22 protein-coding genes and 1 riboswitch are annotated in these 24690 nt (G+C 46.0%); of the genes, 2 read left to right on the top strand and 20 right to left on the bottom strand.

Annotated features, from left to right (window positions below; all coding sequences use genetic code 11):
* Positions 1-115: 115 nt before the first annotated feature.
* Positions 116-1459, bottom strand: a complete 1344-nt coding sequence (locus tag Q7P33_RS08945; protein WP_303869459.1) for a helix-turn-helix domain-containing protein — start codon at positions 1457-1459, stop codon at positions 116-118.
* A 209-nt stretch (positions 1460-1668) separates the two neighbouring features.
* Here Q7P33_RS08945 and Q7P33_RS08940 point away from each other — a divergent pair, with 209 nt between their 5' ends.
* A complete protein-coding gene (locus Q7P33_RS08940) occupies positions 1669-3585 on the top strand; it encodes an FAD-dependent oxidoreductase (RefSeq protein ID WP_303869457.1) in 1917 nt (638 codons plus the stop codon).
* Positions 3586-3696: 111 nt separating this feature from the next.
* Here the strand turns inward: Q7P33_RS08940 and Q7P33_RS08935 are convergent, their stop codons facing one another.
* The 19 genes from Q7P33_RS08935 to Q7P33_RS08845 form a co-directional block, all read right to left on the bottom strand.
* Positions 3697-4395, bottom strand: a complete 699-nt coding sequence (locus tag Q7P33_RS08935) for a DNA alkylation repair protein (RefSeq protein WP_303869455.1) — start codon at positions 4393-4395, stop codon at positions 3697-3699.
* Positions 4396-4482: 87 nt separating this feature from the next.
* Positions 4483-5037, bottom strand: coding sequence for a bifunctional adenosylcobinamide kinase/adenosylcobinamide-phosphate guanylyltransferase (cobU, locus tag Q7P33_RS08930; RefSeq protein ID WP_303869453.1), 555 nt, complete (start codon positions 5035-5037; stop codon positions 4483-4485).
* Positions 5037-6083 carry a histidinol-phosphate transaminase gene (locus Q7P33_RS08925; protein ID WP_303869451.1) on the bottom strand — a complete coding sequence of 349 codons (1047 nt, stop codon included), beginning with the start codon at positions 6081-6083 and terminating at the stop codon, positions 5037-5039. Before Q7P33_RS08925 ends, cobU begins: the two co-directional genes overlap by 1 nt.
* A gap of 45 nt (positions 6084-6128) precedes the next feature.
* A complete protein-coding gene (gene cbiB / locus Q7P33_RS08920) occupies positions 6129-7142 on the bottom strand; it encodes an adenosylcobinamide-phosphate synthase CbiB (protein WP_303869449.1) in 1014 nt (337 codons plus the stop codon).
* Positions 7139-8641, bottom strand: a complete 1503-nt coding sequence (locus Q7P33_RS08915; RefSeq protein WP_303869447.1) for a cobyric acid synthase — start codon at positions 8639-8641, stop codon at positions 7139-7141. Before Q7P33_RS08915 ends, cbiB begins: the two co-directional genes overlap by 4 nt.
* Positions 8642-8672: 31 nt before the next feature.
* On the bottom strand, positions 8673-9437 hold the full coding sequence (gene cobK, locus Q7P33_RS08910) for a precorrin-6A reductase (RefSeq protein ID WP_303869443.1): 765 nt from the start codon (positions 9435-9437) through the stop codon (positions 8673-8675).
* On the bottom strand, positions 9434-10171 hold the full coding sequence (gene cobJ / locus Q7P33_RS08905; RefSeq protein ID WP_303869440.1) for a precorrin-3B C(17)-methyltransferase: 738 nt from the start codon (positions 10169-10171) through the stop codon (positions 9434-9436). Before cobJ ends, cobK begins: the two co-directional genes overlap by 4 nt.
* A gap of 32 nt (positions 10172-10203) precedes the next feature.
* Positions 10204-11259 carry a cobalt-precorrin 5A hydrolase gene (locus Q7P33_RS08900; protein WP_303869437.1) on the bottom strand — a complete coding sequence of 352 codons (1056 nt, stop codon included), beginning with the start codon at positions 11257-11259 and terminating at the stop codon, positions 10204-10206.
* 4 nt (positions 11260-11263) lie between these two features.
* Positions 11264-12022, bottom strand: a complete 759-nt coding sequence (cobM, locus tag Q7P33_RS08895) for a precorrin-4 C(11)-methyltransferase (protein WP_303869434.1) — start codon at positions 12020-12022, stop codon at positions 11264-11266.
* A gap of 30 nt (positions 12023-12052) precedes the next feature.
* Positions 12053-12844, bottom strand: coding sequence for a sirohydrochlorin cobaltochelatase (locus tag Q7P33_RS08890; RefSeq protein ID WP_303869432.1), 792 nt, complete (start codon positions 12842-12844; stop codon positions 12053-12055).
* 327 nt (positions 12845-13171) lie between these two features.
* Positions 13172-14458, bottom strand: a complete 1287-nt coding sequence (hemL, locus tag Q7P33_RS08885) for a glutamate-1-semialdehyde 2,1-aminomutase (RefSeq protein ID WP_303869430.1) — start codon at positions 14456-14458, stop codon at positions 13172-13174.
* Positions 14459-14614: 156 nt separating this feature from the next.
* Entirely contained in the window at positions 14615-15580 is a 966-nt protein-coding gene (gene hemB, locus Q7P33_RS08880; RefSeq protein ID WP_303869427.1) for a porphobilinogen synthase, read from the bottom strand.
* A gap of 191 nt (positions 15581-15771) precedes the next feature.
* The gene (hemC, locus tag Q7P33_RS08875) at positions 15772-18189 is read right to left on the bottom strand and encodes a hydroxymethylbilane synthase (protein ID WP_303869424.1); all 2418 of its coding nucleotides are present in this window, start codon (positions 18187-18189) and stop codon (positions 15772-15774) included.
* 21 nt (positions 18190-18210) lie between these two features.
* Positions 18211-18795: a bifunctional precorrin-2 dehydrogenase/sirohydrochlorin ferrochelatase gene (locus Q7P33_RS08870; RefSeq protein WP_303869422.1), complete on the bottom strand. Its 585-nt coding sequence runs from the start codon at positions 18793-18795 to the stop codon at positions 18211-18213.
* Positions 18773-20065, bottom strand: a complete 1293-nt coding sequence (hemA, locus tag Q7P33_RS08865) for a glutamyl-tRNA reductase (RefSeq protein WP_303869419.1) — start codon at positions 20063-20065, stop codon at positions 18773-18775. The genes Q7P33_RS08870 and hemA overlap by 23 nt, the downstream gene beginning before the upstream one ends.
* A complete protein-coding gene (locus Q7P33_RS08860; protein WP_303869416.1) occupies positions 20040-20882 on the bottom strand; it encodes an energy-coupling factor ABC transporter ATP-binding protein in 843 nt (280 codons plus the stop codon). Before Q7P33_RS08860 ends, hemA begins: the two co-directional genes overlap by 26 nt.
* Positions 20882-21577, bottom strand: coding sequence for a cobalt ECF transporter T component CbiQ (gene cbiQ / locus Q7P33_RS08855; RefSeq protein WP_303869413.1), 696 nt, complete (start codon positions 21575-21577; stop codon positions 20882-20884). The genes Q7P33_RS08860 and cbiQ overlap by 1 nt, the downstream gene beginning before the upstream one ends.
* Before the next feature lie 113 nt (positions 21578-21690).
* Entirely contained in the window at positions 21691-21990 is a 300-nt protein-coding gene (locus Q7P33_RS08850; protein WP_303869410.1) for an energy-coupling factor ABC transporter substrate-binding protein, read from the bottom strand.
* Positions 21968-22693, bottom strand: a complete 726-nt coding sequence (locus tag Q7P33_RS08845; protein ID WP_369693291.1) for an energy-coupling factor ABC transporter permease — start codon at positions 22691-22693, stop codon at positions 21968-21970. Before Q7P33_RS08845 ends, Q7P33_RS08850 begins: the two co-directional genes overlap by 23 nt.
* 187 nt (positions 22694-22880) lie before the next feature.
* Positions 22881-23060, bottom strand: a riboswitch (cobalamin riboswitch).
* 169 nt (positions 23061-23229) lie between these two features.
* Between Q7P33_RS08845 and Q7P33_RS08840 the strand changes: the two genes are divergently transcribed.
* Complete coding sequence (locus Q7P33_RS08840; protein WP_303869405.1) at positions 23230-24561, top strand: C45 family autoproteolytic acyltransferase/hydolase; 1332 nt, start codon at positions 23230-23232, stop codon at positions 24559-24561.
* The last annotated feature ends 129 nt before the right edge of the window (positions 24562-24690 follow it).

The raw sequence follows: 24690 nt of genomic DNA, 5'->3' as shown, positions 1-24690 counted from the left end.
TATTCAAAAAAACAACTCGACACGCAACCATGCAGAGGTTCCTAACCCAGTAAGCAACCCGTATAGCTCAATTTTTAAAACAGTGATCAATAAATTCAAAGTGTTCGCATTTTGCTTAAACCTTCAGTAAAAGTTCATCACCCAAATAAGTCAGCAGTTTAAACGACATCATCAAGGAAAATTTAATTTCACTGTCTGCCAGCGATAGTGCCATAATTTCTTCGATTTTTTTGATGCGATATTTCATCGAATTGCGATGAATTTGAAAATACTGGGCGGTCTTGGTCACGTTACCATCGTTCTGAAGATAGATGATCAGATTATGGCAGTAATTTGTTTGGTACTTTTGATCGTAGTCCATTAAATCAGTTAATGCGCCACTGCAAAAATCCTTTAAGCGGTTTTGATCCCCCGCCAGTTCAAGCAAATAATAAAATGTGTACGCATCATAATAAAAAAGCTTCTGCTTGGGGTTGATGGAGACCCCCAATTCCAATGCTTTTGTGGATTGATTGTAATGGTCTTTAAGCCTTGCCAAATCCGAAAAACAAGCGCTGACACCGGCATTCATCTGATTACTGGTTAAGAATTCTATCAGCTTATTTTTAGCAGTACCCGAAAGTGCTTCTTTTCTGTCACACAGTAACAATGCCGTAATTTTATTCTGATACAAAATAGATTTTTCAGTCCCCAGGATACGGTTGATTATGCTTCTTAGATAACTCAGCGACATTCCTTTTGCTGTGTCTAACTCCGGACTGACCGTAACCAGACAACAATGTTTTTTTGCTTTTAAGCCTAGTTTGTTTCCCTGTTTTTTAATTGTTTCTGCTTTCGTGATTTTTTCTTCAAGCATAGCAACTAGAAAATGTTCAAACTCGCCAGCTAATTGACCACTCCGAATCGGCTCTTTTTGCAGCTCATTGGCTACGATTCTGGACAACCATTGCAGTAGCTCAAAATCCATTTTCGTAAAGGTTTTGTTGGCCTCCACTACGGCAATATGTCCGATATTCTCTCCATTAATTGCAATTTTTGTAGCCATCCAGCGTGTCGGAGCATAATCAAAGTGTTCAATACAAGGGCTTTCACTGTTATAAAGCCGTTCGAATACACCGCTGTCATTGAGTTTTTTGATCCGTTCATAGGCTGCAAATTCTTCCTCCGATTTGGCGGCAGGCCAGGACGGGTCCCCGACTACCGCGTTTTTATTAAATGCCAGCACATTATAGCCCATATCGCTGACAAACATCGGATTTCCCAATACCCGATAACCAATATCAATAATCTGCTGCAGACCACCGCCTGATAATAATGCCTCGGTCAGTTTCGCTTTTTTTGCTTCGAAACACCGTTTTTGTGAACAGTGGGCTCTAAGCATTTGGTTTTCTTCCGGATCATCTCTGAAGCTTTTCACCCGAATTCGGTATGTATTTTTGCTGTCGTTACTATTTTTCATCTTTAACCTGCTTTGGTAATTTTTTCGACTGCTTTTAAACCTTTTTTTAGCTCATATTATACGTATTTAAGGATAAAAAAGCAAATGCATTCATTGTCATTTTGCAATAAATATACTTGATAATTTTTGCTCTTTTGACATTGTTTTAGTCTGTATTCCTGATAGAATTAATTTAAGTAAACGATTTACAAAAAGAAAGCAGGTCAAAAATGAATTCTAAATACACAAAGATTTTTACCCCGATTAAAATTGGTAATATGATGGTAAAAAACCGGATCGAAACTGCCCCGGCAGCACCCCGGCTGGCTTCCCCGGAAGGGCTGGTCACCCCGGAGCTGATCGAGTGGACCCGGGCCCTGGCCAAAGGTGGTGCCGGAATTGTTACTGTCGGAATATCCATGGTCACCCCGCCCTTTGGACACATGAACGGTTTTTGTGTAAACATCGGCGATGACAACGTGGTACCCGGTTTAGCAGTATTGGCCGACACAGTCCATCGTTATGGCGCCAAGGCCTCGATTGAACTGGCAGGATTTGCGATGGGACATGAGATGCCCGAGGAAGGCAAATCACCCATTGACATGATGTCCCAGGAAGAGATCACAAACTGGATTACCCTGTTTGCCAATGCCGCTGAACGGGCCATGAAAGCAGGCATGGACATGGTGCTAATCCATGGTGGCCATGGCATTCTCGTCAGTAATTTTTTCTCGCCCCTGTTTAATCACCGCACCGATCAATATGGTGGCAGTATCGAAAACCGGGCCCGCTTTGCCTGCGAATTATTCGATGCCATTCGCAGTAAGGTCGGTCATAAACTGGCCATTGAATTTCGCCTGAGTGCCGCTGAACTGGTTCCCGGTGGTGTCGAACTGGACGAAACCATTGAATTCATTAAAATTATTCAGGATAAAGTCGATCTGGTTCATGTCTCCGCCGGAATGCTCCTGGATGACGAAATGGTGCCGATCACCACCCAGCCGTCCTATCTAAAACGTGGTTATAACGCCCATTATGCCGCCAGTATAAAAAAAGCGCCGGGCATCCATGTTCCGATCATCACCGTCGGTTCCATTGATCTGGAACTGGCGTCCGAAATCATTGAAAACAACGAGGCGGATATGTGTGCGATGATCCGTACCGTAATTGCCGATCCCAACAGTGTCAATAAGGCCCGAACCGGACACGAAGCAGAAATCCGTCCCTGTATTCGCTGCGTACTCTGCCTGAATCGTACCCATGGTATGGAACCACTGCGGGTGGCCTGCGCCGTTAACCCCCTGGCTGGTCGCGAATGTGAGTTAAAAGATGTCAATATGCTGGCGGATCAGAAGAAAAAGGTGGTCATCATCGGAGGCGGACCCGCCGGGATGGAAGCGGCCCGAACAGCCGGTGACCGGGGCCATGAGGTGATTCTTTTTGAAAAAAACGATTGTCTCGGGGGGACGCTGCGGCTGGCGGTTGCTCCGGATTTCAAGGCTGATCTTAAAAATTACTTGGCCTGGGCGATCCGGATGACCAGCCGTCACCCCAATGTTTCACTGCGACTTTCCACTGAAGCCACCCCACAAAACATTCTGGCCGAGTCACCAGATGCCCTGATTATTGCCGTCGGAGCCGAAACCAATATCCCAGCTATTCCCGGTTTAGAAGGAGATGACGTAGTATGGGTCGGTGATGTTGAATCCGGAGCGGTTTCCGTCGGTCAAAATGTTGTCATCGCCGGTGGTGGCCTAACCGGATGTGAAACCGCTTTGGATCTGGCCCGAAAAGGCAAACATGTCACGATTGTCGAAATGGTCAGCGAAAAGAAAATGCTTGAGCCTTCTCCAATTCCGATGACCGCTTTGCTCCAGCTGCTCAAAAAAGAAAATGTGACCATCCTGGCAGAACATCAACTGATTAAGGCCATGGATCATGCCGTTCTGATTGAAGGACGTTCCGGCCAACAAGAAGTTCCTTTTGATACCCTGATTCTTTCATTGGGGGTAAAACCAAACCTGTCGGAAGTGTCCAAATTTGCCAATCTTGTTGATACGGTTTTTTGTATTGGTGATTGCACCACCAATCAGGGAACCCTCTATACCGCCACCACCGCCGGTTATAATGCCGGATTGGATATCTGATCTTTAATCAATATGTTAAAAACTGAGACCGAAGTCTTGACTCTGGTCTCAGTTACGCTTAATCAGTTCAGTCCCTAAGTTATGTGCGTTTGTCATCAGGACTTCATCAGATCACTCCAATTTCTTTTTTCGTTTCATACAGCGTATCCGCACCTTCACCTCCGGGTTTATCTGCCTCGACTCAGTGATTTTCTGTAATGCTTTATTATAGGTAAAGTCATCCAGATCATTGGCTTTGAGATAAATCATTGTCATTTCCGGAAAAACTGTAAAACAGCTGGTGATGGCCCAGGCCACGGCCATCTTCACATAATAGTTGTCACAGTCAATGGCGTTGAAATTGCGAAACATCGGCTCCAGATAACGATCTTCCAGAAAATAAGTAATAAACATCACCACCCCAAAACGGATCTCATAAACTTCATTGGATTGGAGGTAGGGTTGTAAGAACAGCCATACCTCCTCTTGATGTTGTTTTGTAAATTTTAGACCCGTACAGAAACTATCACAGACTGACCAGTTGTCAATCTTGGGGATGAAGGCTTTTATGAGTGCCAGCCGCTCATCCAGTTTCACGTTAATATAACCAATCACCATCCCCTGCAGCAGGGTTTCTTCAAAGCTGTCATCCCGAGCTGTTTCCAGATAAACCCGCCAGTCGGATTTGGCAATTCGTTTGGCGATCTTCCGAAGCGCTGGCAGGCGTACCCCTAAAATTGTATCGGTTCCCGGTGTCAAACGACTGGAAAATTTCTGATATTTTTCTTCGGCTAAAGCTACTAATTCATCTCTTATTTCTTTTTGATCCATGGTTTGCTCTCCCTGTTATTTTAGACAAAACAAAAGCCCTTTGCGGCAGCAATGATTATTGCGCCGCAAATAGGCTCCTGTAGTCATTTATTTGAGTTTCATCGGTAAACCCGCTACCAGTAAATAGGCTTCGTCGGCCTGACCGGCCACCAGTTGATTCATCCGTCCGGCAATGTCACGGAAATAACTGCCCAGTTTGTAAGCTGGTACCAGACCCAGACCGACCTCATTGGAAACCACAATCAAGGTTTTATCCTGACAGACATCCAGCAGTTTTTCGACTTCCAGCTTGATCGCCGCTTCAATTTCGTCGACCGTCTCCATTGAACACGTATCATAATCGACCGGAAAATCAAGCATGTTATTGGTCGTCATCACGGTCAGACAGTCAAAAAGTACGATCCTGGCTTGCTTAAAAATGGGATTCTCGGCAATTGTCTGAAAATTCTTATATTGTTCAATCGTGCCCCAGTGATCGGGCCGTTGCGCCTGATGTTTGGCAATCCGGTCTTTCATACCATCGTCAAAGGCGATGGCGGTGGCAATATAAGCCACGGGCTGGCCTGATTCCCGGGCTAAATTTTCGGCATAGGTACTCTTGCCGCTGCGGGCACCGCCGGTGACAAATATTAACTGTCCCATTACTCATTCCTCCAGTTTTTAAGAAAAGTCAGCAGCTTGGTATTTTCTGCTTCTTTTTTAATGGCGATCCGAAAATAGGTATGATCCAGACCGATAAAATCTTCGCAGCTTCTCAAGGACATGCCTTCTTTTTCCAGGGCGATCTGCAGCTCTGCTACAGTTCCCTGTAACAGTCGGCAGAGATGAAAATCAGTGCCGCTTTGATAAACCTTGATGGTGTTAATCTGGTTTAACGCTTCAAAAACGCGCTGCCGTTCGGCTTTAATATAGGCTTTGGTACTGGCCGCATAGTCTTTTTCATCATATACCCCGACAGCTGCAATCAAACCCAGGGCATTGATCGTCCAGGGTTCTTTGAAGTTTTCCATTTTCTTAATCATCGACGGTGTTCCGATCCCATAACCAATACGGAGCCCTGGCAGCGCATAAAACTTTGTCAGTGATTTGAGAATAAAGACCGACTGCTTTGCTTCTTTAACCAATGCCAGACTGCTACTTTGCTCAGAAAAATCCAGAAAGGACTCATCCAGAAACCAGTTGATTTCAGGTGTTGAATGCTCTAACATTGCTCTGACAAAGTCGCTGCCGTAAACCCGACCAGTGGGATTATTGGGATTGCAGATAAAAACTGCCTGGGCCTCTTCCTTTTTAATCACTGCCGCTAATGCTTCCGGGTCAATGGTAAACTGGTCTGTCTCTGATAAAACGTGATGAATGACCTCCCAGCCGTAAAGTTTCAAGGCCCGTTCATATTCATTAAAGGTTGGCTGGACAATCAGTGCCTTTCCCGGCCCGATGCTGCGGGCAAAAAGATAGATCAGCTCGATGGCGCCGTTGCCAAGAATGATGTTTTCAGGCAACACCGCCAGATCATCGGCAATCTTTTTTATCGCTGACACACCGGTGATCTCCGGATATTTTACCAACTCATCAATGCCGGCAATCAGTTTTTTTCGGATTCCCTCAGGTATTCCCAAAGGATTGATGTTGACACTGAAATCCAGCATATTTTTATTCTCACCCTGATATCCGCCGTGTTTATTCATCGTGTCGCTCCCATTATTTTAGTTTCGCTGCTTTTACCAATTCGTCTATAAAGAAAAAATAATCACCGCCATGATGGTGGCAAAAACCATCAGTACAACCTCACTACCATACATGATCGTAATGGTTTCCCGGATATCGAGAATTTCCAGTGGGCTTTTGGGGTCACCGATAGTCGGCTTTTCCAGCACCTGTCCAAAATACTGATTGGTGCCGCCCAACTGAATACCTAAAAGGCCGGCCACCACCGATTCGGGGTGGGCCGAGTTGGGACTCTTGTGGTTGTGACGATCCCGTTTAAAAATACGACAGCCATCATTGAAAGTATAGCCCAAAAACATTCCGGCAACCAACATAAAGATGCTGCCGATGCGGGCGGGAATCCAATTGATGAGATCATCAAATTTTGCCGAAGCATAGCCAAAGTCCTTATAAGGCTCCTGGATGTAGCCGACCATTGAGTCCAAGGTGTTGGTCGCCTTATAAAGCATTACCAGCATCACGGGATTAAGCCAAGGCACCGGCATCAAAACACCCAAAAGCAGATAGAAAATTGGTGCAAGGACCCCATCAATGGTATTTTCGGCGGTGGTTTCCACCGTCGCCCGGATGATTTCTTTTTCTTTGAGTTCCGAGGTGTCCCGTCCAACCAGATAGCCTACCTGAACCCGGGAGACTTCAATATCGCCACCCATTAAGGCGGTCATCACTTTTTGCACTTCAACTGCCAGGGTTTTAGCTGCCAGGGCGGTAACAATCAAATAAAGGTTAAAGATGATGTACAGATAAATGTTGATTCTATATAAAAGCCATTGCAGTCCAAAAACAATCACCCCAGTCAGACCCAGCACTAAAAATAACAGCAAAAACCCTTTGGCCTTGCGATGCTTGCCGTGATTAAGTTTTTTATTTAAAAAGCCAATGGTTTTCCCCATGGCGATAATCGGATGGGGTAGCCAGGAAGGATCCCCGATCAGCCAATCCAACACTACGCCGATGAGGATCAGTAAAAACCAAAAGCCTCCCCCTAACCCCAAGGGAAGTCCTTCTATCAGATTCACTTTTCTATTTCTCCAATGATTTCCATTATTTTATTCATATCCAGATTTGCTTCCACCGTCTGGGCCAGCAAATCATATTGTTCTTCTTTAAAGGCTTTAAAATCGAAGGCCGCCGGACCAGCTTCGAGATTCTTTTTAACCCGCAGGGCTTCAATGATTTTTTCCCGTAAGCCATCGTTGTCAAAGATACCATGAAGATAGGTTCCCATGACGTTGCCGTCTTCGGCAATCACGCCATCGATGGTCCCATCATCCAAAATGGCAAACGGTTTGGCATGATCCAGCGCTTCACTGGTGCCCATATGTATTTCGTAGCCTTCCACTCCCATGTCAGCCAGCTCCATTCCCATGAAGTTTCCCTGAACCTTGCCAGCTGTCCGGACGGTTCGCTTTTCTGCTTCAATGGTGGTGACGATATTTAAAAGACCCAGACCTTCAATGCTGCCCTTGGTTGATTCGACCTGGAAGGGATCCTTTATTTCTTTACCCAACAACTGATAACCGCCGCAGATGCCCACAATCGGGATGCCGCAATCATGAAGCCGATGGATTTCATCGCCCATCTTACTGTTAATCACGTGACAGGTATCGTCGATGGTATTTTTGCTGCCGGGAATAACCAAAAGATCCGGGTTGGCCAGTTGCAGCTCCCGCTGGTTTCGATAGTATTCGACCTTGACATCGGGGTGCATTTCAAAGGCGGTGCAGTCGGTAAAGTTAGATAGATGCGGCAAATAAACCACCCCAATCGTGATCAAGCCTTCGGAATTATTGTCAAACCGTTCACTGACGCTATCCTCATCATCAATGACAAAGCGTTTATAAGGAATCACACCCAGACAAGGCACATTGACCAGATCTTCGATCATTTTGATGCCGGGCTTTAACAATTCCACGTCACCCCTGAATTTATTGATGATAAAACCTTTAATCCGGGCCCGTTCTTCGGGTTGCAGCAGCATGATTGTGCCATAAATAGAAGCAAAAACGCCACCCTTATCAATGTCGCCGATCAGCACAACTGGCGCATCCACCAGCTCTGCCAGCCCCATGTTGACAATATCATTATCCCGCAGGTTGATTTCAGCCGGACTGCCAGCCCCTTCGATGACAATGACATCTTTGTCTTCCGCCAAGGAGTTGTAAGCCGAAACCACAATCTCCACCAGTTTGGGTTTATGGGCGTGATAATCCATGGCATCCATATTAAATTCGGCTTTTCCCATCAAAATAACCTGACAGCCCACGTCGGAATTTGGCTTAAGCAACACCGGGTTCATCTCAACCTGGGGTTCAATCCGGGCACACTCGGCCTGAACCACCTGAGCCCGACCCATTTCTTTGCCATCTTTTGTGATAAATGAATTAAGGGCCATATTTTGGGATTTATAGGGCGCCACCTGATAGCCGTGGTCATCTAAAATCCGGCACATGGCGGCAGTGATCAGACTTTTTCCAACTGACGACCCGGTGCCCATAAACATAATATTTTTTGCCATGTCTTCTCCTCTTTCTTACAAATCTAAAATTCTAATGATTCTTCAATGCACAAACCACGGCGTCTTCAACGGATGAGATCACCCGGGGATAGGCGACGGCGGGGCGGCGGATGAATAAAATTTTAGCGTCAACCTGTCGGGCGGCCGCAACCTTTTCGGGGATGCCGCCAACGTCGCCACTGTCTTTGGTAACAACAAAGCCGATGTTATATTCTTTCATGGTGGCGACATTCATCTCCACCGAAAAAGGGCCCTGAAGCGCCAGAATATGCCGGGGCTTGTAGCCCAGGTTTTCACATTTTTTTAAGACCCCAGCCGTAGGCAGCACCCGGATATAGGTGCGGTCTTTCGGCAACCCATCAAAGGCTTCCAGTTGTCGGCTGCCGGTGGTCAAAAGAATATTGCGGTCACTTTTTCCCATTGCGCCAATCAAATAATCCCGGGCTTCTTCGTAGGTGTGATATGCGATAATATCGCTTCCCTCGTCAATATGCGATGGTCTTTCCAAGCGGATATAATCGATATTCATGGCATCACAGGCCCAGATCGCGTTTTCTGAAATTTCCCGGGCATAGGGGTGAGTGGCATCAATGCAGAGATTGATATTATAAATGGTGATGGTTTCCCGCAGGGTACCAGCATCCAATTGTCCTGAGATCTTTGTTAAGAGGGGGTTTTCTGCGATTTGATCGGTGGCGATATTGGTCAGCGACGAATAGCAGACTTCTTTTCCCTCTTCAAGCAGAAGTTCGGTTAATATTCGGCTGTCAAGGGTTCCTCCCAATACCAGAATCAAAGCTGATAACCTCTCGGGGTAATCATTTTGAGTTGATCCCGGGTTACATAAGTTTTGGAATTACCAATGATCACCATCGAAAACATATCAATCTCTGCTTCATTCATTTTTTTAAGGGTGGTGATCACATACGATTCATCTTTTCGCTTGGCATTTCGCACAATCCCCACTGGGGTTTCCGGGGCTTTGTATTTCAGTAAAATTTCCTGAGCGCTTTCAATATTGTGGGGACGGCCCTTGCTTTTGGGATTATACAACGTAATGATGAAATCCCCTTCACCCGCACAGTGCAGGCGTTTTTCAATAACTGCCCAATCTGTCAGGAGATCACTGAGGCTGATCACGGCATAATCATGCATCAGTGGCGCACCCAGTGTTGAAGCAGCGGCATTGGCCGCTGAAATCCCGGGAATGATCTCAACTTCGACGTCGCTGTTTTTTGCTTCCACAATTTCCAGCATAATCCCAGCCATTCCGAAAACACCGGCATCACCGCTACTGACCAGACAGATTTTTTTGCCCTGTTCCGCCAGTTCCAGGGCTTTTTCACAGCGGTCAATTTCCCGACGCATCCCTGAAGACATCACTTCCTTATCGCCAATCAAATCGGCAATAATATCGATATACGTTTTGTAGCCAACAATAATATCGGCATCTTCAAGACTGGCTTTGGCCGCCTCGGTCATATGTTCATACAGTCCGGGACCAATCCCGGTGACATAAATTTTGCTCATCTTTTCTCCTTTTATATACAAGGTTAGTTTTTTTAATTTTCATCCTGCCAGACCGACAGAGTAATGCCACCCAGTTTCTGTTTTTCAAGTAGACACTTTCCGAAGCCCGAGGCGACAAAGCCGCAGGGTTCGGAAACGGCGTAAAGACCGGTGGTTTTAAAAACAAAGTCAGACGCTTCAAAACGACTTTGAACCATTTGCACCATTTCATTGGGAATGATCACCTTTTTTGCGGTAAAGAAGGTGCAGGCTTCAATGATTCCCGGTTCATCGGCTTTCAGGCCGATGGTGGCCAGGGATTTGATCCCTTTTTCGCTGAGATTCAAAGCGGCCAGTGTCTCTATTATAGCCTGAATGATCCGCTCGCCCGGGGTATCCCGACGACAACCGACCCCCAGCACCAGTTTTTTTGGTACCAGTTTGACACTGGGAATTGGCAAATCACTTTTTTCTCTATTTAACGTCGTGATGATCGCCCCGGCATATTGAGCGGTCGCACTTAAATCAGCCACGGTTTCAATGTTTCGGGGCAGCACCACCGCATCCAGATCACAATTTTCCTGATTAATCAGGGCAATCGGGTCCCCATTTAAAATCAAAGCGGTGACATCTTTGGCATCAGTAAAATTATCGATGGTGCAATTGATTTTCTGGGCCAGTACATCCACCGCCATCGTACCTTTAACATCAGTGCCAGTAGTAATCACCGCCTGCGCCGCCAGGCGTTTGGCGACCAGCCGGGCCGCATCATTGGCACCACCCAGATGGCCGGACAGCAGACTAATGACAAACTCGCCATTGGTATCCATCACCAGAATCCCGGGATCGGAAGACTTATGTGCCAGATGGGGCGCAATTGCCCGAACCACAATGCCAGTTGCCATGATGCAGCAAATAATCTGATACTCGCCGATAATGCTGCCCATAAACGTGGCAATATCGGTAGGAATAATATTTGTTGTTTCGTTGGCATATTTTTCTTTGGTGTAAATCTGACATTCCCGGTCATCCAGATGTTTAGCCAACCGGTTGGCCAAAACCATGCCATCCTTTGACAGCGTGACAATGGCCCATTTTTCTGTTTTCACAGTATTATTCAACCCCTTGACGGTATTCGTGGGTAAAGCTGGGATCATACAGTTTGGATAAGCTGTACTGATCACCGAGGAAGTCACCCACTAAAATTTGGGCGGTTTTGGTAATCTTTTCGTCTTTTACTTTCGCGGCAATGGTTTCCAGGGTTCCCATGACAATTTTCTGATCTTCCCAGGTGGCCCGTTGGATAATGGCAATCGGCGTGGTTGGCGCATAATGCTTCATCAATCGTGCCACCACATCGTCAATCATCTGAACCGACAGGAAGATACACATCGACGCCTGATGGGAGGCCAGATCTTCCAGTTTTTCTTTTTCCGGCACCGGCGTGCGACCTTCCAAACGGGTTAAAATAACGGTTTGGGATACATCTGGCAGGGTAAATTCTTTTTTAAGGGCTGCCGCCGATGCGACAAAGGAGCTGACTCCCGGGATTACATCAAAGGGAATTCCCAGCTCATCCAAGCGATCCATCTGTTCCCGAATCGCACCATAAATGGAAGGGTCGCCGGTATGAACCCGGGCAATTTTTTTGCCTTCTTCCGTTCCCCGTTTAATTACGGCGATCACATCATCCAGGGTCATCGATGCAGAATTAAAAATTTCGGCATCGGGTTTATGTCCGGCAATAATGGCTTTGTTGACCAAAGAGCCAGCATAAATTATAATATCTGCTTCGTTGACAATTCGTTGACCTTTAACGGTAATCAGTTCGGGATCTCCTGGGCCTGCACCCACCATATACACTGTATTCATAAAATATTTCTCCTAAACTCTATAATGTCCCTACATTTCTGTAACGGGCTGTGCTTTCTTTAAATGATCTAAAAACATGTTCTGAATGCCGGCATATTCTCCCAATCCTTCGAGGATACATTCGACTTTAAACCGCTGCTCTTCAAGAACGGTTCGCCAGGAATCTTCTTCATCACTGGCCATGTCATTAATCGCGTGATCACCGGCTACCAGCATAAAAGGCGCCAGATAAATCTTTTTGTATTTCTTTTCCTGTAATAACGGCACAATGTTTTCCAGTTCCGGGAAACCTTCAACCGTACCCACATAAACATCCTCATGGCCCTTCATTTTAAACATATAATCCAGGGCTGGGTAAGTCGAGTTGGCATGATGGTCACTGCCATGGCCCATATAAACCAGGGCTTCACCTTTTTTAAGCTTGGGCATCTGTTTCATCACGATGTCCACCGTTTCTTCGTAATCTTCGGTGGTCGTTAACAGCGGCCGGCCCATGGTCAGGGATTCAAAGTCTTTTTCAAAGGCTTTTAGCTCTTTAAGGGTAATATCATACTCATAACCATTGATGATGTGGGTGGTTTGACACTGCACGTGGGTATAACCAGCGGCTTTAAGCTTTTCAAGCGCTTCATGCGGGGTATCCACACTTTCATTGTCCCGGGTCTTCAGTTTGTTGATGATCATGCGGGAGGTAAAGGCTCGATAAAAATCATGATCTGGGAACGCTTCTTTTAAGCGGTTCTCGGTAGCTGTGATGGTTTTTTTTCGGGTCTCAGGGTAAGATGTACCAAAACTGATGACCAGTAACGCTTTTTTTTCCATTAAATGGTTCTCCTATTTATGTTTTTTGTTATTATAGAACTTGGGTTAGCTTTGCTGACGATCCTAAATACAAAACTGTTTTCGTAACGGCTAAGGTTTGTCAAATGTTACCGTACCGACCAATTGTTAATCTGTTGTTCGCTGCGGAATCGGACAGGCGACGCCGTGTCCGCTCCGATGCGTACAACATGATGTAACAATTATCGGTACTACTTCATTTCCTTCTATCCAGTTTCCGGTCAGATCTAGTTATATCTGTTTCACTTCGCCTTAAAATACAAAGTACTTATTCTGACAGCAAAGCATATTAATGCTTTTATTTTTTACTTATAAACTTTTTAATGCCTGGTAGTGATCGGCGATGGTTTTTTCGATGTCCGCTTTGGTGTGGGCGGCGGAGAGGAAAATACCTTCGAATTGGGCTGGCGGCATCAGGTTACCGGCATCCAGCATGGCTTTAAAATACTTAGTGTAAGCTTTAGTGTCCGAGGTCATAACGGCCGCGTAACCATCGATGGGTGCGTCAGTAAAGAAGCAGCAGGTCATCCCTTTGAAACGGACCATCTGGGCTTTGACTCCGGTTTTTTCGATGTTGGCCTTAAATCCGGCTTCTAGCAGCTTGGCGTTATCTTCCATTTCAGTGTAAACTTCCGGGTGATCCCGCAGGTAAGTCAGGGTGTTGAGTCCCATTTTCATCGCAATAGGATTTCCGGATAAGGTTCCCGCCTGATAAACACCGCCTAAGGGAGCTACGGTGGCCATGATCTCCCGACGCCCGCCATAGGCACCAACTGGCATGCCACCACCGATGATCTTACCGAGCGTGGTCATATCCGGTTTAATATCAAGGACTTCCTGGGCGCCGCCGTAAGCCAGGCGAAATCCGGTGATGACTTCATCAAAAATCAGTACCGTTCCTTCAGCTTCGGTGATTGCCCGCAGATCTTTCATAAAATCCAGATCGGGTGGCACAACACCCATGTTACCAGCCACTGGTTCGACGATTACGGCGGCAATTTCACCCGGGTTTTCGGCAAACAATGCTTTGACACTGGCAATATCATTATAAGTGGCCACCAGGGTGTCCTTGGCCGTTCCTGGGGTCACTCCGGAGCTGGTCGGGACGCCAAAGGTCAGGGTGCCGGAGCCGGATTTAACCAGCAGTCCATCGGCATGGCCGTGGTAGCAGCCTTCAAATTTGATAATCTTATCCCGGCCGGTATAGCCTCTTGCGACCCGCAGGGCACTCATCGTGGCTTCGGTTCCGGAACTAACCATCCGCACCATTTCCATGGTAGGATAGGCCTCAGTGATCAGTTTGGCAACCTCAACCTCAATGGCGGTTGGGGCTCCAAAGCTGGTGCCTTTTTGCAGCATTTCCTGAATCCCGTCAAAATAAACGGGTGAGGCATGACCTAATATCAGTGGCCCCCAGGAACAGATATAGTCGGTATACTCGTTGCCATCAACATCATAAATTTTGGCACCCTTGCCATGGTCAATAAAAACCGGTGGCATCTCCACTGATTTAAAGGCCCGTACCGGACTGTTGACACCGCCAGGGATGTATTTTTCGGCTTCGATAAATAATTGTTCTGATTTTTCTCGATTCATAATATCTCCAATAATAATTATTTCACCATCATGTGAAACTCAGGTGTTCACACCCTACCGTACCGACCAATGACCAAGGGGTCACAACATGATGTAACAATTGTCGGTACTGCGTTTGTCTTGATCAAAAGATTTATATTTATAAATAATTTGCTGTCACTGATAATCTTTCAGCATCGCCTGTAGTTCTTTGGCAAAATAGGTGATGATGATATCGGCTCCGGCCCGTTTGATGCTGATCAGACTTTCAAAAATCGCCCGACGATCCATCAGATTGGCATCGACGGCATTTTTAATCATGGCGTATTCGCCACTGACCTGATAGGCGGCCATCGGCAAATAGGACAGTTCTTTGCCCTGAGCGATGATATCAAGATACGGCATGGCCGGCTTAACCATCACAATATCGGCACCTTCATCGATGTCCAGAACCATTTCTTTTAAGGCTTCCCGGGAATTGGCCGGATCCATCTGATAGCTGCGGCGATCACCAAAGGCTGGGGCCGAGTTGGCTGCATCCCGGAAGGGGCCATAAAAGCTGGACGCAAACTTGGCTGAGTAAGCCATAATCGGAATCGATTCGTAACCAGCCCGGTCAAGGGTTTCTCGCATATGATCAATCCGACCATCCATCATGTCGGAAGGGGCGACCATATCGGCTCCGGCTTCGGCATGGCTAAGCGCCGTTTTGCTTAAAGTTTCGAGGGTCTGCGCCCGGCGGATCTCGCCGTTTTCTTCAAAGAAACAGCAATGGCCGTCGCTCTTGTATTCGCAGAGACAGACATCGGTGATGACATACATCTCCGGATCAACCTTTTTGATCACCCGAACGGCTTCCTGCACCAGTCCATCTTCAACGAAAGCGGGAGTGGCCTCGCCATCTTTTTCATCGGGTACACCAAACAAAATGACATAACGGATGCCCAGTTCTTTTAACGCGAGGGTTTCTGCCCCGAGCATATCCAAAGACAGGTGGTACTGGTCTTTCATCGAGCCGATTTCTTTGCGCACGCCCTGTCCATCGACGATAAACAGCGGATAAACCACATCGTTCATGGACAGCTGGGTTTCCCTAATTAAATTCCGAACCGCCGTATTTTTTCGTAATCGTGTTGGCAACATATGGTCAACCTCCTAATTTACTTCTTGATAATTACGATACTAACGTGAGCTTTGCTTCCTGTTTTCATCAAACAATTTTTACACTGTACGTCGTACAGTCTATCGACTGTTCGCCTACACGTTACAAAATTGTTTATGAAAACTGGCATCAAAGCAAAATTTGTTTGTGCTTTTCAATTTTGAAACTAAAGCTAATTTTCTGTATCCTTGAGAATCGCATCGAGCATGCCCTGGATGGTATAGGTTTCGGCTTCGATGTCCACATCAATGCCCAGTTCCCGGCATTTTTTTGAGGTCTGGGGACCGATCGACACTGCTTTTGCCGAGTTAATGGCGTCGATGTGGGCAGCGCCGATTTTTTCAACAAAAAACTGGGCCGTGGTTGAGCTGGTAAAGGTAATATAATCAATTTCTCTGTTTTTGAGCATTTCCAGCGGATCAACTGTGGCGTGATCTTCCCGGATGGTTTCATAGCTTTGGACCTCGTCGACCGGACAGATCTTTGATAATTCTTCAACCAAATAAATCCGGGCATTTTTGGATCGGGGGATCAGCACCCGGCTATCTTTAGTAAGCAGAGGTACCAAACCGCTGACCAGTTCTTCGCCAACATATTTATCCGGTACAAAATCAGCTTGCAGACCTCGGGCTAAGAGGGCATTTTGGGTACCTTCGCCAATGGCGGTAATATGCAGGTTGCCAAAGGCGCGGGCATCTTTGCCGCAGCGGGTCAGGGAATCAAAGAAGATTTCGACCCCGTTGATGCTGGTAAAAATAATATGGCTGTAATCGCTTAGCACTTTGACCTTTTCGTCACAAGCGGCTTCGTTAATGGGAACAATTTTGATGGTTGGGAATTCAATCGCATTGCCACCCAACTCCGTGATTTTTTCAACCATCTGGGAGCTTTGTTCCCGAGACCTCGTGACGATGATGTTTTTGCCAAACAATGGTTTTTCATCAAAGAACCGCAGTTTTTGCCGTTTATTGACAACTTCGCCAACCACAATCAGGCTCGGAGCCGTGATTTTTGCTTCCGTGGCAATGTCGTAGATGGTGGTCAGGGTTCCAGTAACAACCCGCTGATAAGGGGTGGATGCCCGATGAACGACGGCCACCGGCATTTCCGGATTCATGCCGTTTTTAACCAGTTCGTCACAAATCTTTTCCAGATTTTTAACACCCATTAAAAAGACAATCGTCCCTTTGAGTTTGCCCAACACCGGCCAATCCAGATCCGATGAACCATCGTAGGCGTTGGATTTTAAATGCCCGGTGATGACATGGAACGAAGATACACAGTCCCGATGGGTAATCGGAATCCCGGCATAGGCCAGTCCGCCGATAACCGAAGTAATCCCGGGGATCACTTCAAACGGTACCCCGGCGTCATAGAGGTCTTCCCCTTCTTCGCCGCCGCGGCCAAAGACATAGGGATCGCCACCTTTTAAGCGCAGAACCAATTTGCCTTCAGCGCCTTTTTTTACGAGTAAGGCATTGATCTCTTCCTGACGCATGGCATGATTGCCAGCCCGTTTGCCGACATAAATTATTTCGGCATCGATTCGAGCATCGTTTAAAAAACTTTCATTGACCAGGGCATCATAAACCACAACATCGGCTCTTTTTAAAATATCTTTGGCTTTAACGGTTAAGAGACCCGGATCTCCGCAACCGCCACCAGCCAGATAGACCTTTCCCGGTTTTTCATGCACCGCCTGATAACATGCTTTAGCTAACTGTTTTCCCAAATTTTCTGCCTCCTCCGGTGCACCTTTCATGGATCGGGTCACCACCCGACTCCCATCTTCCAGACCATACAGTCCGTATAACGTAATTTCTTCTGCTTCTATTTCACAAAATGCGCCAACCGGAATATGACAGCTGCCGTTTAAGGCATTTAAAAAACTCCGTTCGGCGCTCATTTGAACAATCGTATTTGGATCGCTGATGACTGCCATCAGTTCTTTAACCGTCTGATTGTCTTCCCGGACTTCCACCGCCAGAATACCCTGGGCCGGTGCCGGAATAAAGGTCGTTTCCGGTAGTGCAACGGTGTTGTAGGCTGAGTCTTCCAAGCGACCAATCCGTTTTAATCCGGCTGCGGCCAGAATGATGCCATCCAATTGTTGCTCCTGCATTTTGCGGATTCGGGTGTCGATGTTTCCACGAATTCCCACAATTTCCACATCCGGCCGCAACTTTTTAAGCTGAGCAATTCGCCGTTTGCTGCCGGTTGCGACCACAGCACCCTTAGGCAACTGCTCCAGGGTGGTAATCGGATGCGGTGTCAACAGAACATCCCGGGGATCTTCCCGAACCGGTGGAACCGTTAAAACCAGGCTTTCCGGCAGCTTTGACGGCATATCCTTCATACTATGGATGGCCATATCGATCTCACCGGATAGCAGCGCATCTTCCAATTCCTTGGTAAATAAACCCTTATCACCGATTTTATCAAGCGGTTTATCCTGAACCAGATCACCTTTGGTTTTAATAATCACCATCTCAAAGTTTTCCTGCGGATGGGCTTTTGCCAGCACATCAATCAACCACTGGCTCTGGGTACGGGCCAGGGTGCTGCCCCGTGTTCCAACTTTTATATTCATTATCTTATCTCCAATTGTCAGTTATTTTCCTAGTTTTGACCTGAGTTCCGCATTGGAACATCGGGACAAGGCTTTAAGTTCTGCGGTTTTTTCGTTCGGGGCGCTGTCACCGGCTAAAACAGCCTGTCGCAGCAGTCGCAATAAGGCGGTTTTTTCGGTATAGCTGTCATCAAAGCGGTCGGCCAGTTCGTCGACAATCTGCTTCGTTAAAAAAGGACTGGCTCCTTCGGTGCAGACCGACAGGGTTAAATCACCCCGGCGAATGACGCTGGGAAAAATGAAATCCGAATCTTCCGGATCATCGACCCGGTTGCACCAGATTTTTTTGGATTGGCAGTCTGTTTTGATCTGCCCATTCAAGTCACGATTATCAGTTGCTGCCACGGCCAAATCAATGTCAGCAAGCTGTTCTTTGTGATAACCGGCATTAATCAGAGTCAATTGACTGTTCTCGATTCTAATAATCGCTTCACAAAAATCAGGGCTCACCGCAATCACCTGCGCACCGTTTTCCAGTATGGTGCCAATCCGTCTGGCAGCCACCTTGCCGCCGCCGACCACCAGGATTTTTTTGTTTTTTAAATTAAATAACAGCGGTGTCATCATGATTCTGTTCCATCAATGGTACTTTATCCTGGATTCCCGGAAACAGATAGGTCACGGTTTTTTCGATGCCAATAATTTCCTCTTCGCATTCCAGCGACTTCAGTTGTTTAATCGGTGGCATCACCATTTCCCGGAATTTTGAGCGGATCACCTTGGCCAGATAGACTTCTTCTTTCTCGGTCAAGTTTAACTTGCCGCAGAGATTTTCAATCGTTTCCTCGGCCAGCTGCCGGGAGGTTTCGTTTAAATCCCTGACCATGTTGTCGACCTTGGCGTGCGTCACCCAGGACAGCAGTCCATCGATTTCATCCTGAATTTCAGCCGCAATTTTTTCGGCGATTTTGACCCGATAGGCCATTTTTTCATCCATGATGTTTTTAAAGTCATCAATGGTCAACAGTTCGACCATCGGCAAATTGCCAACGGCTTCTTCGACATCCCGAGGCAGTGCCAGGTCGATCACCGTCAGTGGTTTATGGAGTGGCTTCATTTCATCAGCCTTTAAAACAACATGCGGTGATGCGGTAGCGGTAATGATCACATCCATGTCGGGAATGATCGCATAGCGGTCTTCATAGTGAATCGTCTGGACGTTTTCGTGAATCGCTTCGCACTGATCCATGTTATGGAAGGTTCGGTTGGTCATGTAGGGGTTCTGAAAACCCTCGGCCTTCATATAGCGCAACGCTAATACACCCATTTTTCCGGATCCAATGATTAATATTTTTTTATCACCATAGTCTTTCGGATATTCCCGCTTGATATGCTTTACTGCGGTTGAACTTAACGATAATGGCGTTTCGGAAATTTTATAATCAGTTTTTACTTTTTTGGTGAAGGTGATCGCTTCGCGAAACATTTTGGTCAGGTATTTGCCACATCCTTTAATCGCCTGGGATTTTTCCAGCGCATCTTTGACCTGCCCAAGGATCTGGTCTTCGCCCAGAATCATCGAATCAAGACCAGTGACCACCTCATAGAGATGAACCATCGCTTCACGCTCTTTTTTGACAAAAAGATAGGGTGCCAGTTCCGCCGACTTTTCGCTGAGATAAAAATCGGTTAGGATTTTTCCAGCTGCTTCGGGATGGCGGGTTGACACGTAGATCTCACTGCGGTTACAGGTTGATAAAATAATTACCTCCGCGATGTCCGGCTCACTTAAAAGGGTACGGATCGCTTCATTCAGGGTACGATGAAGAAAAGCCCCTTTCTCCCGAATTTCTAGAGGCGTATCCTTATGATTAATGCCCGCTACTACCAGTTTCATCCGTTTGAACCTCCTTTTTCTGATTCCTGATCGCTTCTTCCAGAGCGGCAATACTGCGAAACCCTTTAATCCCCAGACACTGTTCCAGGCGAGTCATCGTTGCCTGTTCCAGACTGGCGGTTTCCAGGGCCTCGGTGTTTTTAAAAACATCGGTGGTTTCACCTTCAACCAGCACCCCTCCATGATGGAGCACATAGGTATAATCACAAAATTCATAAATAAAATCCATATCATGGCTGGATAAAATAATCTTGATGCCTTTGGCCAAAGCCCCTTTGATAATCGCTTTAACCCCGGCTTTGCTTTTGGGATCCAGTCCCAGGGTGGGTTCATCCATCAGGATGATCTCCGGTTCGACGGCTAACACCCCGGCCATCGCCACCCGTTTCTTTTGTCCATAGCTGAGATAGTGAACCGGTCGGTCGGCCAACAGCGTGATTCCGGTGGCTTCCATGGCCGCCTGCACCCGCTCATCGATAAGCGCTGTTGCCATGCCCATGTTTCGCAGGGCAAAAGCCACATCGTCATAGATTCCGGAATAAAAGACCTGCTTATCGGATTCCTGGATAACCAACCCAATTGATTTACGGAATTCATAGAGCTTTTTTTTCTGATAGGATAAGGGTTCTTCCTTAAAAAAAACGGTTCCTGCCGTGGGCTTAATCAGCCCAATCAAGGCCGACATCAGGGTCGATTTTCCGGCCCCGTTTTCCCCGATCAGGGCGATGCAATTGCCCCGGCTGCCGTCAATCGACACCCCCTTGAGGGCGATGGTACCGTCTGGATATTGATAAGTTAAATTTTCTGTTTTAATCATTATTTAAGACCTTTCCGATAGCTTACATGAAAGTCTCCCTGATATTGCTTCAGCTCCAGGGTTTTTGTCATCTCCTCGTAGCTCTGGATGGCCATGAGAAATAAATTGCTTAGCATCATAGCGATGGATTGCAGCGCAACTCTTACATTACGGTAGCCAAACCGCAGCTCCTGCGCAGTTGCCATCAGTTTGATTTTATCCCAGTAATCAAAGATAAAGCGATAGGTTAAAATAAATATTTCTAAAAACGTATTACTGATATGGGCTTTTTTCATGACTCCAGCGATCTGCATCACCGGGGTCGTGTAAATTAAAAAAAGCATACAGGAAACACCTGACATCGCCCGACAGAAAACCAAGCTGGCCAGCACCAGATTGGTGGTCGTGATACCGATGGTAAACTGAAAAAAGTTGACGGCCCATAAATAATCACCGCCACCTTTTGAGATCGTAAACAATAACGCCAGAGCTCCGGGAATAATAAAGAGCGAATCAAAAATCAAGGTATGCAAATAAATCCGCACCGGAATTTTTGCCCACAGTAGCGTGCAACCTACCATAACACCAAAAACCCCTGCCATATACAGGGGTTCATTGATAAAAAAGACCGAAAGAAGCATAACCAATGAAACCACTACTTTAACCGTAGGATTGGCATTGCTGAGTTTATTGGTGTGGGCAAAACGATCAATCATGTCAGTCTCCTTCTAAGATGCTGTCAGTATTTATATACATCACCGAGCTTCAGGCTGGTGACAAACTCCTGTACCAACCAGTTGTCAGTACTGCTTTATCTGTCTTTCATTGTTTACGCTGATTTATCAGCTTTTTCATTTTTTTTCGATTTTTTATAAAGGTAGAAAAAGCAAATTCCCAGTCCACCGACACCTAATAGCTGTTGGAAATGGAACAGGTTTCCTTCCATTTCGCCGGGATCAAACAAGCTTTCAAACCACGGTACGTAATTTTCATCGATTGCGGTGATGGCTGTTCCAGCGGCATCATCGGCTCCTGAAAATTCGGCATCCGGCAAAACAATCTGCGGAATAACAATCAAAGCGCCAATCAGCAAAACCAGAATAACTTTAGTTATCGGTGAGAGTTTCATTGGAAATAATCCCCTTTTCTTTATATTGATAGATGGCATTGACCACCAGAACCGTTAAAATACCTTCAATAATAGCCAGTGGTATCTGGGTAATTGCGAAGATACTCAAGAATTTAACCATTGAAGCGGCAATCCCACCGATCGGATCCGGAAAAGCCAGACTCAGTTGGATCGAGGTGGTTACATAGGTCATCAGATCGGCTATAAATGCTGCTAAAAAGACAGTTAATGCCTTGGGCACATTGAGTTTTGACAGCCCTTTGTAAACCCCATAAGCCACAAAAGATCCCACAATTGCCATTGAAAAGGCATTGGCACCTAGAGTAGTCAGCCCGCCATGGGCCAAAAGCAGTGCCTGAAATAACAATGCGATGGTACCAACCACCACGGTTGCAAAGGGGCCCAGCACAATGGCGCCCAAACCAATCCCCGTCATATGTGAAGAGCTGCCTGTTACCGATGGCAGTTTAAACGCCGATAAAGCAAAGGTGAAAGCGGTAGCAATGGCTAATAGTACTTTTTGTTCGGGTTTATTTTTAAATATTTTTCCAACCTGAAATAATCCAAATGCGATAAACGGCAGAGAACATATCCACCAGAAGACTGCCCAACCAATTGGCAGAAAACCTTCCATGATGTGCATGGCGTTGACCGGCTGCGATGCCAGAACGACCATAAAAAACACAATACCGGCAACAGTCATGGTTCTTTTTGCTTTTTTCATCCTTATTATCACTCTCCATTTTTTAATTTGCCGAAAAAAAAACCTCTCACCCACATTACGATGGGAAAAAAGGTTTCATCATTACACGTATCCATCAATTCGTTGACTCAACGCCAAGGAACCAACTTTTGTTAATGTTACTAACTTCCCTTTTCCCTGGAAGGACACTTTAGTACATCATTTTAGTAGGTTTCCTGACTTATAGCTTTTATTCTCCTAGCCTTCCCAGACATAACGTGCCCAGTGACATATTAAGGAGACATAACTAATTACAGTGACCGGATCGTTCTGGATTCTAACCAGATTCCCTCAATGAATTTTTCATCCTAAATGATTTTTTACATTTTTATTTAATTACATTTATATTATAACATGGATATGATAAAAGTACAGGTTTTTTTAAATGCTTTTACCAATGGTAATAAATTAATTCTCTTGCTTGTTTACTGTCGAAACGGGTAAAATAAACTCTGGGTTCTGAAAAAATTATCATTAAATAGGGAGAAATGAAAAAGATGAACAATAAGATGAAATTATCAGCTTTATGTTTTCTATGTCTATCAATTGGTTTACTCTTAATGGGCTGCCAACAACAAAACACCGCAAACGATGACACGTCATCATCTGTAACATTGGAACGAAAAGATGATGCTTACTTTTATGGTGAAATCGATCTCACTCAAATGACCCACACCCAAATGGGCGAAGCATACGCTCAGGCGATTGTGAATGTCTTTCCAGATTATGAAGCCCATGTAGACTCCATGCTGAAGGATCAATTTGATTTATTGGCAGCTGCCAAAGACAGCATCGGCTATGATTTAAATTTTGAACTGTGTAAATCCCGGGCCACCGACATCCAAAACAATATCCAACCCGAATATCAGGAAGAAATTGCCGGGTTGCAAAAGGTATTCAACTATGACAACGATGTTCTGGGTGACGGACGGCTTTCCAAAAATGAAATGCTGGTTTACCAGATGTTTGGCGATGTGATGCGACCCACCCAGTGTTCTGGTGCTGCCGTTTTTGGCGAATCTTCTGCCACTGGCAATACCATCGTCGGTCGAAATCTGGATTGGGATCTGCTCCAACATGATGATGCTTCGGCTATGCATACCGTTCTTTATATCAAGAATGGCGACAAGTCCATTGTTATGTTCAATATTCTAGGTTTGTTGGTTCCAATCTCTGGTTTTAGTGACGATCATGTTTTCCTGGGTACACTGGATGCCGAAACCCTGGCACCGTATCCGGATACCCGTGATAAAAAATCCTATTGTTTCGATTTTCGTGATGCACTGGAAAACACTAAAACCCTTGAGGAAGCTGCAGCCTATCTTTCTACTGAAAATTACACCATGAATCACCTGGTTTTATTGGCTGATGCAACCAAGGCGCAGGTTCTGGAAAACAACATTGGCAGTCCCGGGCGGGGTCTGCGCAGCTGGGATTCCACCCTGCAACCCGGCATGATCTGGGGCATCAAAGATACCATTGCCACTGTCAATGATTTCCGACTAGTCGATAATTTCGCAACTCCTGACGACCCCATCGATGATCTGCGCTGGGAAAGCTACCGCAACAATATTACCAATGCTTTGACCACCGGAAAAATCGATGTTGATAAAATGAAGGCCATCGTCGGTTACAGCGGGACTGATGGTAAACCGATCCCATCTGGAGCAGTCTTCCGATCCGATCATATCCCCAGCATCCAGTCGATGGTTATTCGTATGGATAACCTGGAAACCTGGATTGCTTTTAAACCATCCGGTTCCAATCCCCTTCATCCCACCTATGTGGAAGTTTTCGCCAACAATCCCTTTGCGAATGATCAAAACTGATCTTTATCTGATAAATTATTATTCAATCACATATAAAATTTAAGCACAAACTACCGACTTTCTTAATTGAGAAAATCGGTAGTTTATTTTTTTGTTGTACGTCTCTACTCGCAATCAGATCCAAAAAAT

It is taken from the genome of Acetobacterium wieringae (assembly GCF_026646375.1).
GTDB classification, from domain to species: domain Bacteria; phylum Bacillota; class Clostridia; order Eubacteriales; family Eubacteriaceae; genus Acetobacterium; species Acetobacterium wieringae_A.
The sequence above is the reverse complement of the archived record's forward strand: the minus strand, read 5'-3'. Positions and strand labels throughout refer to the sequence as shown.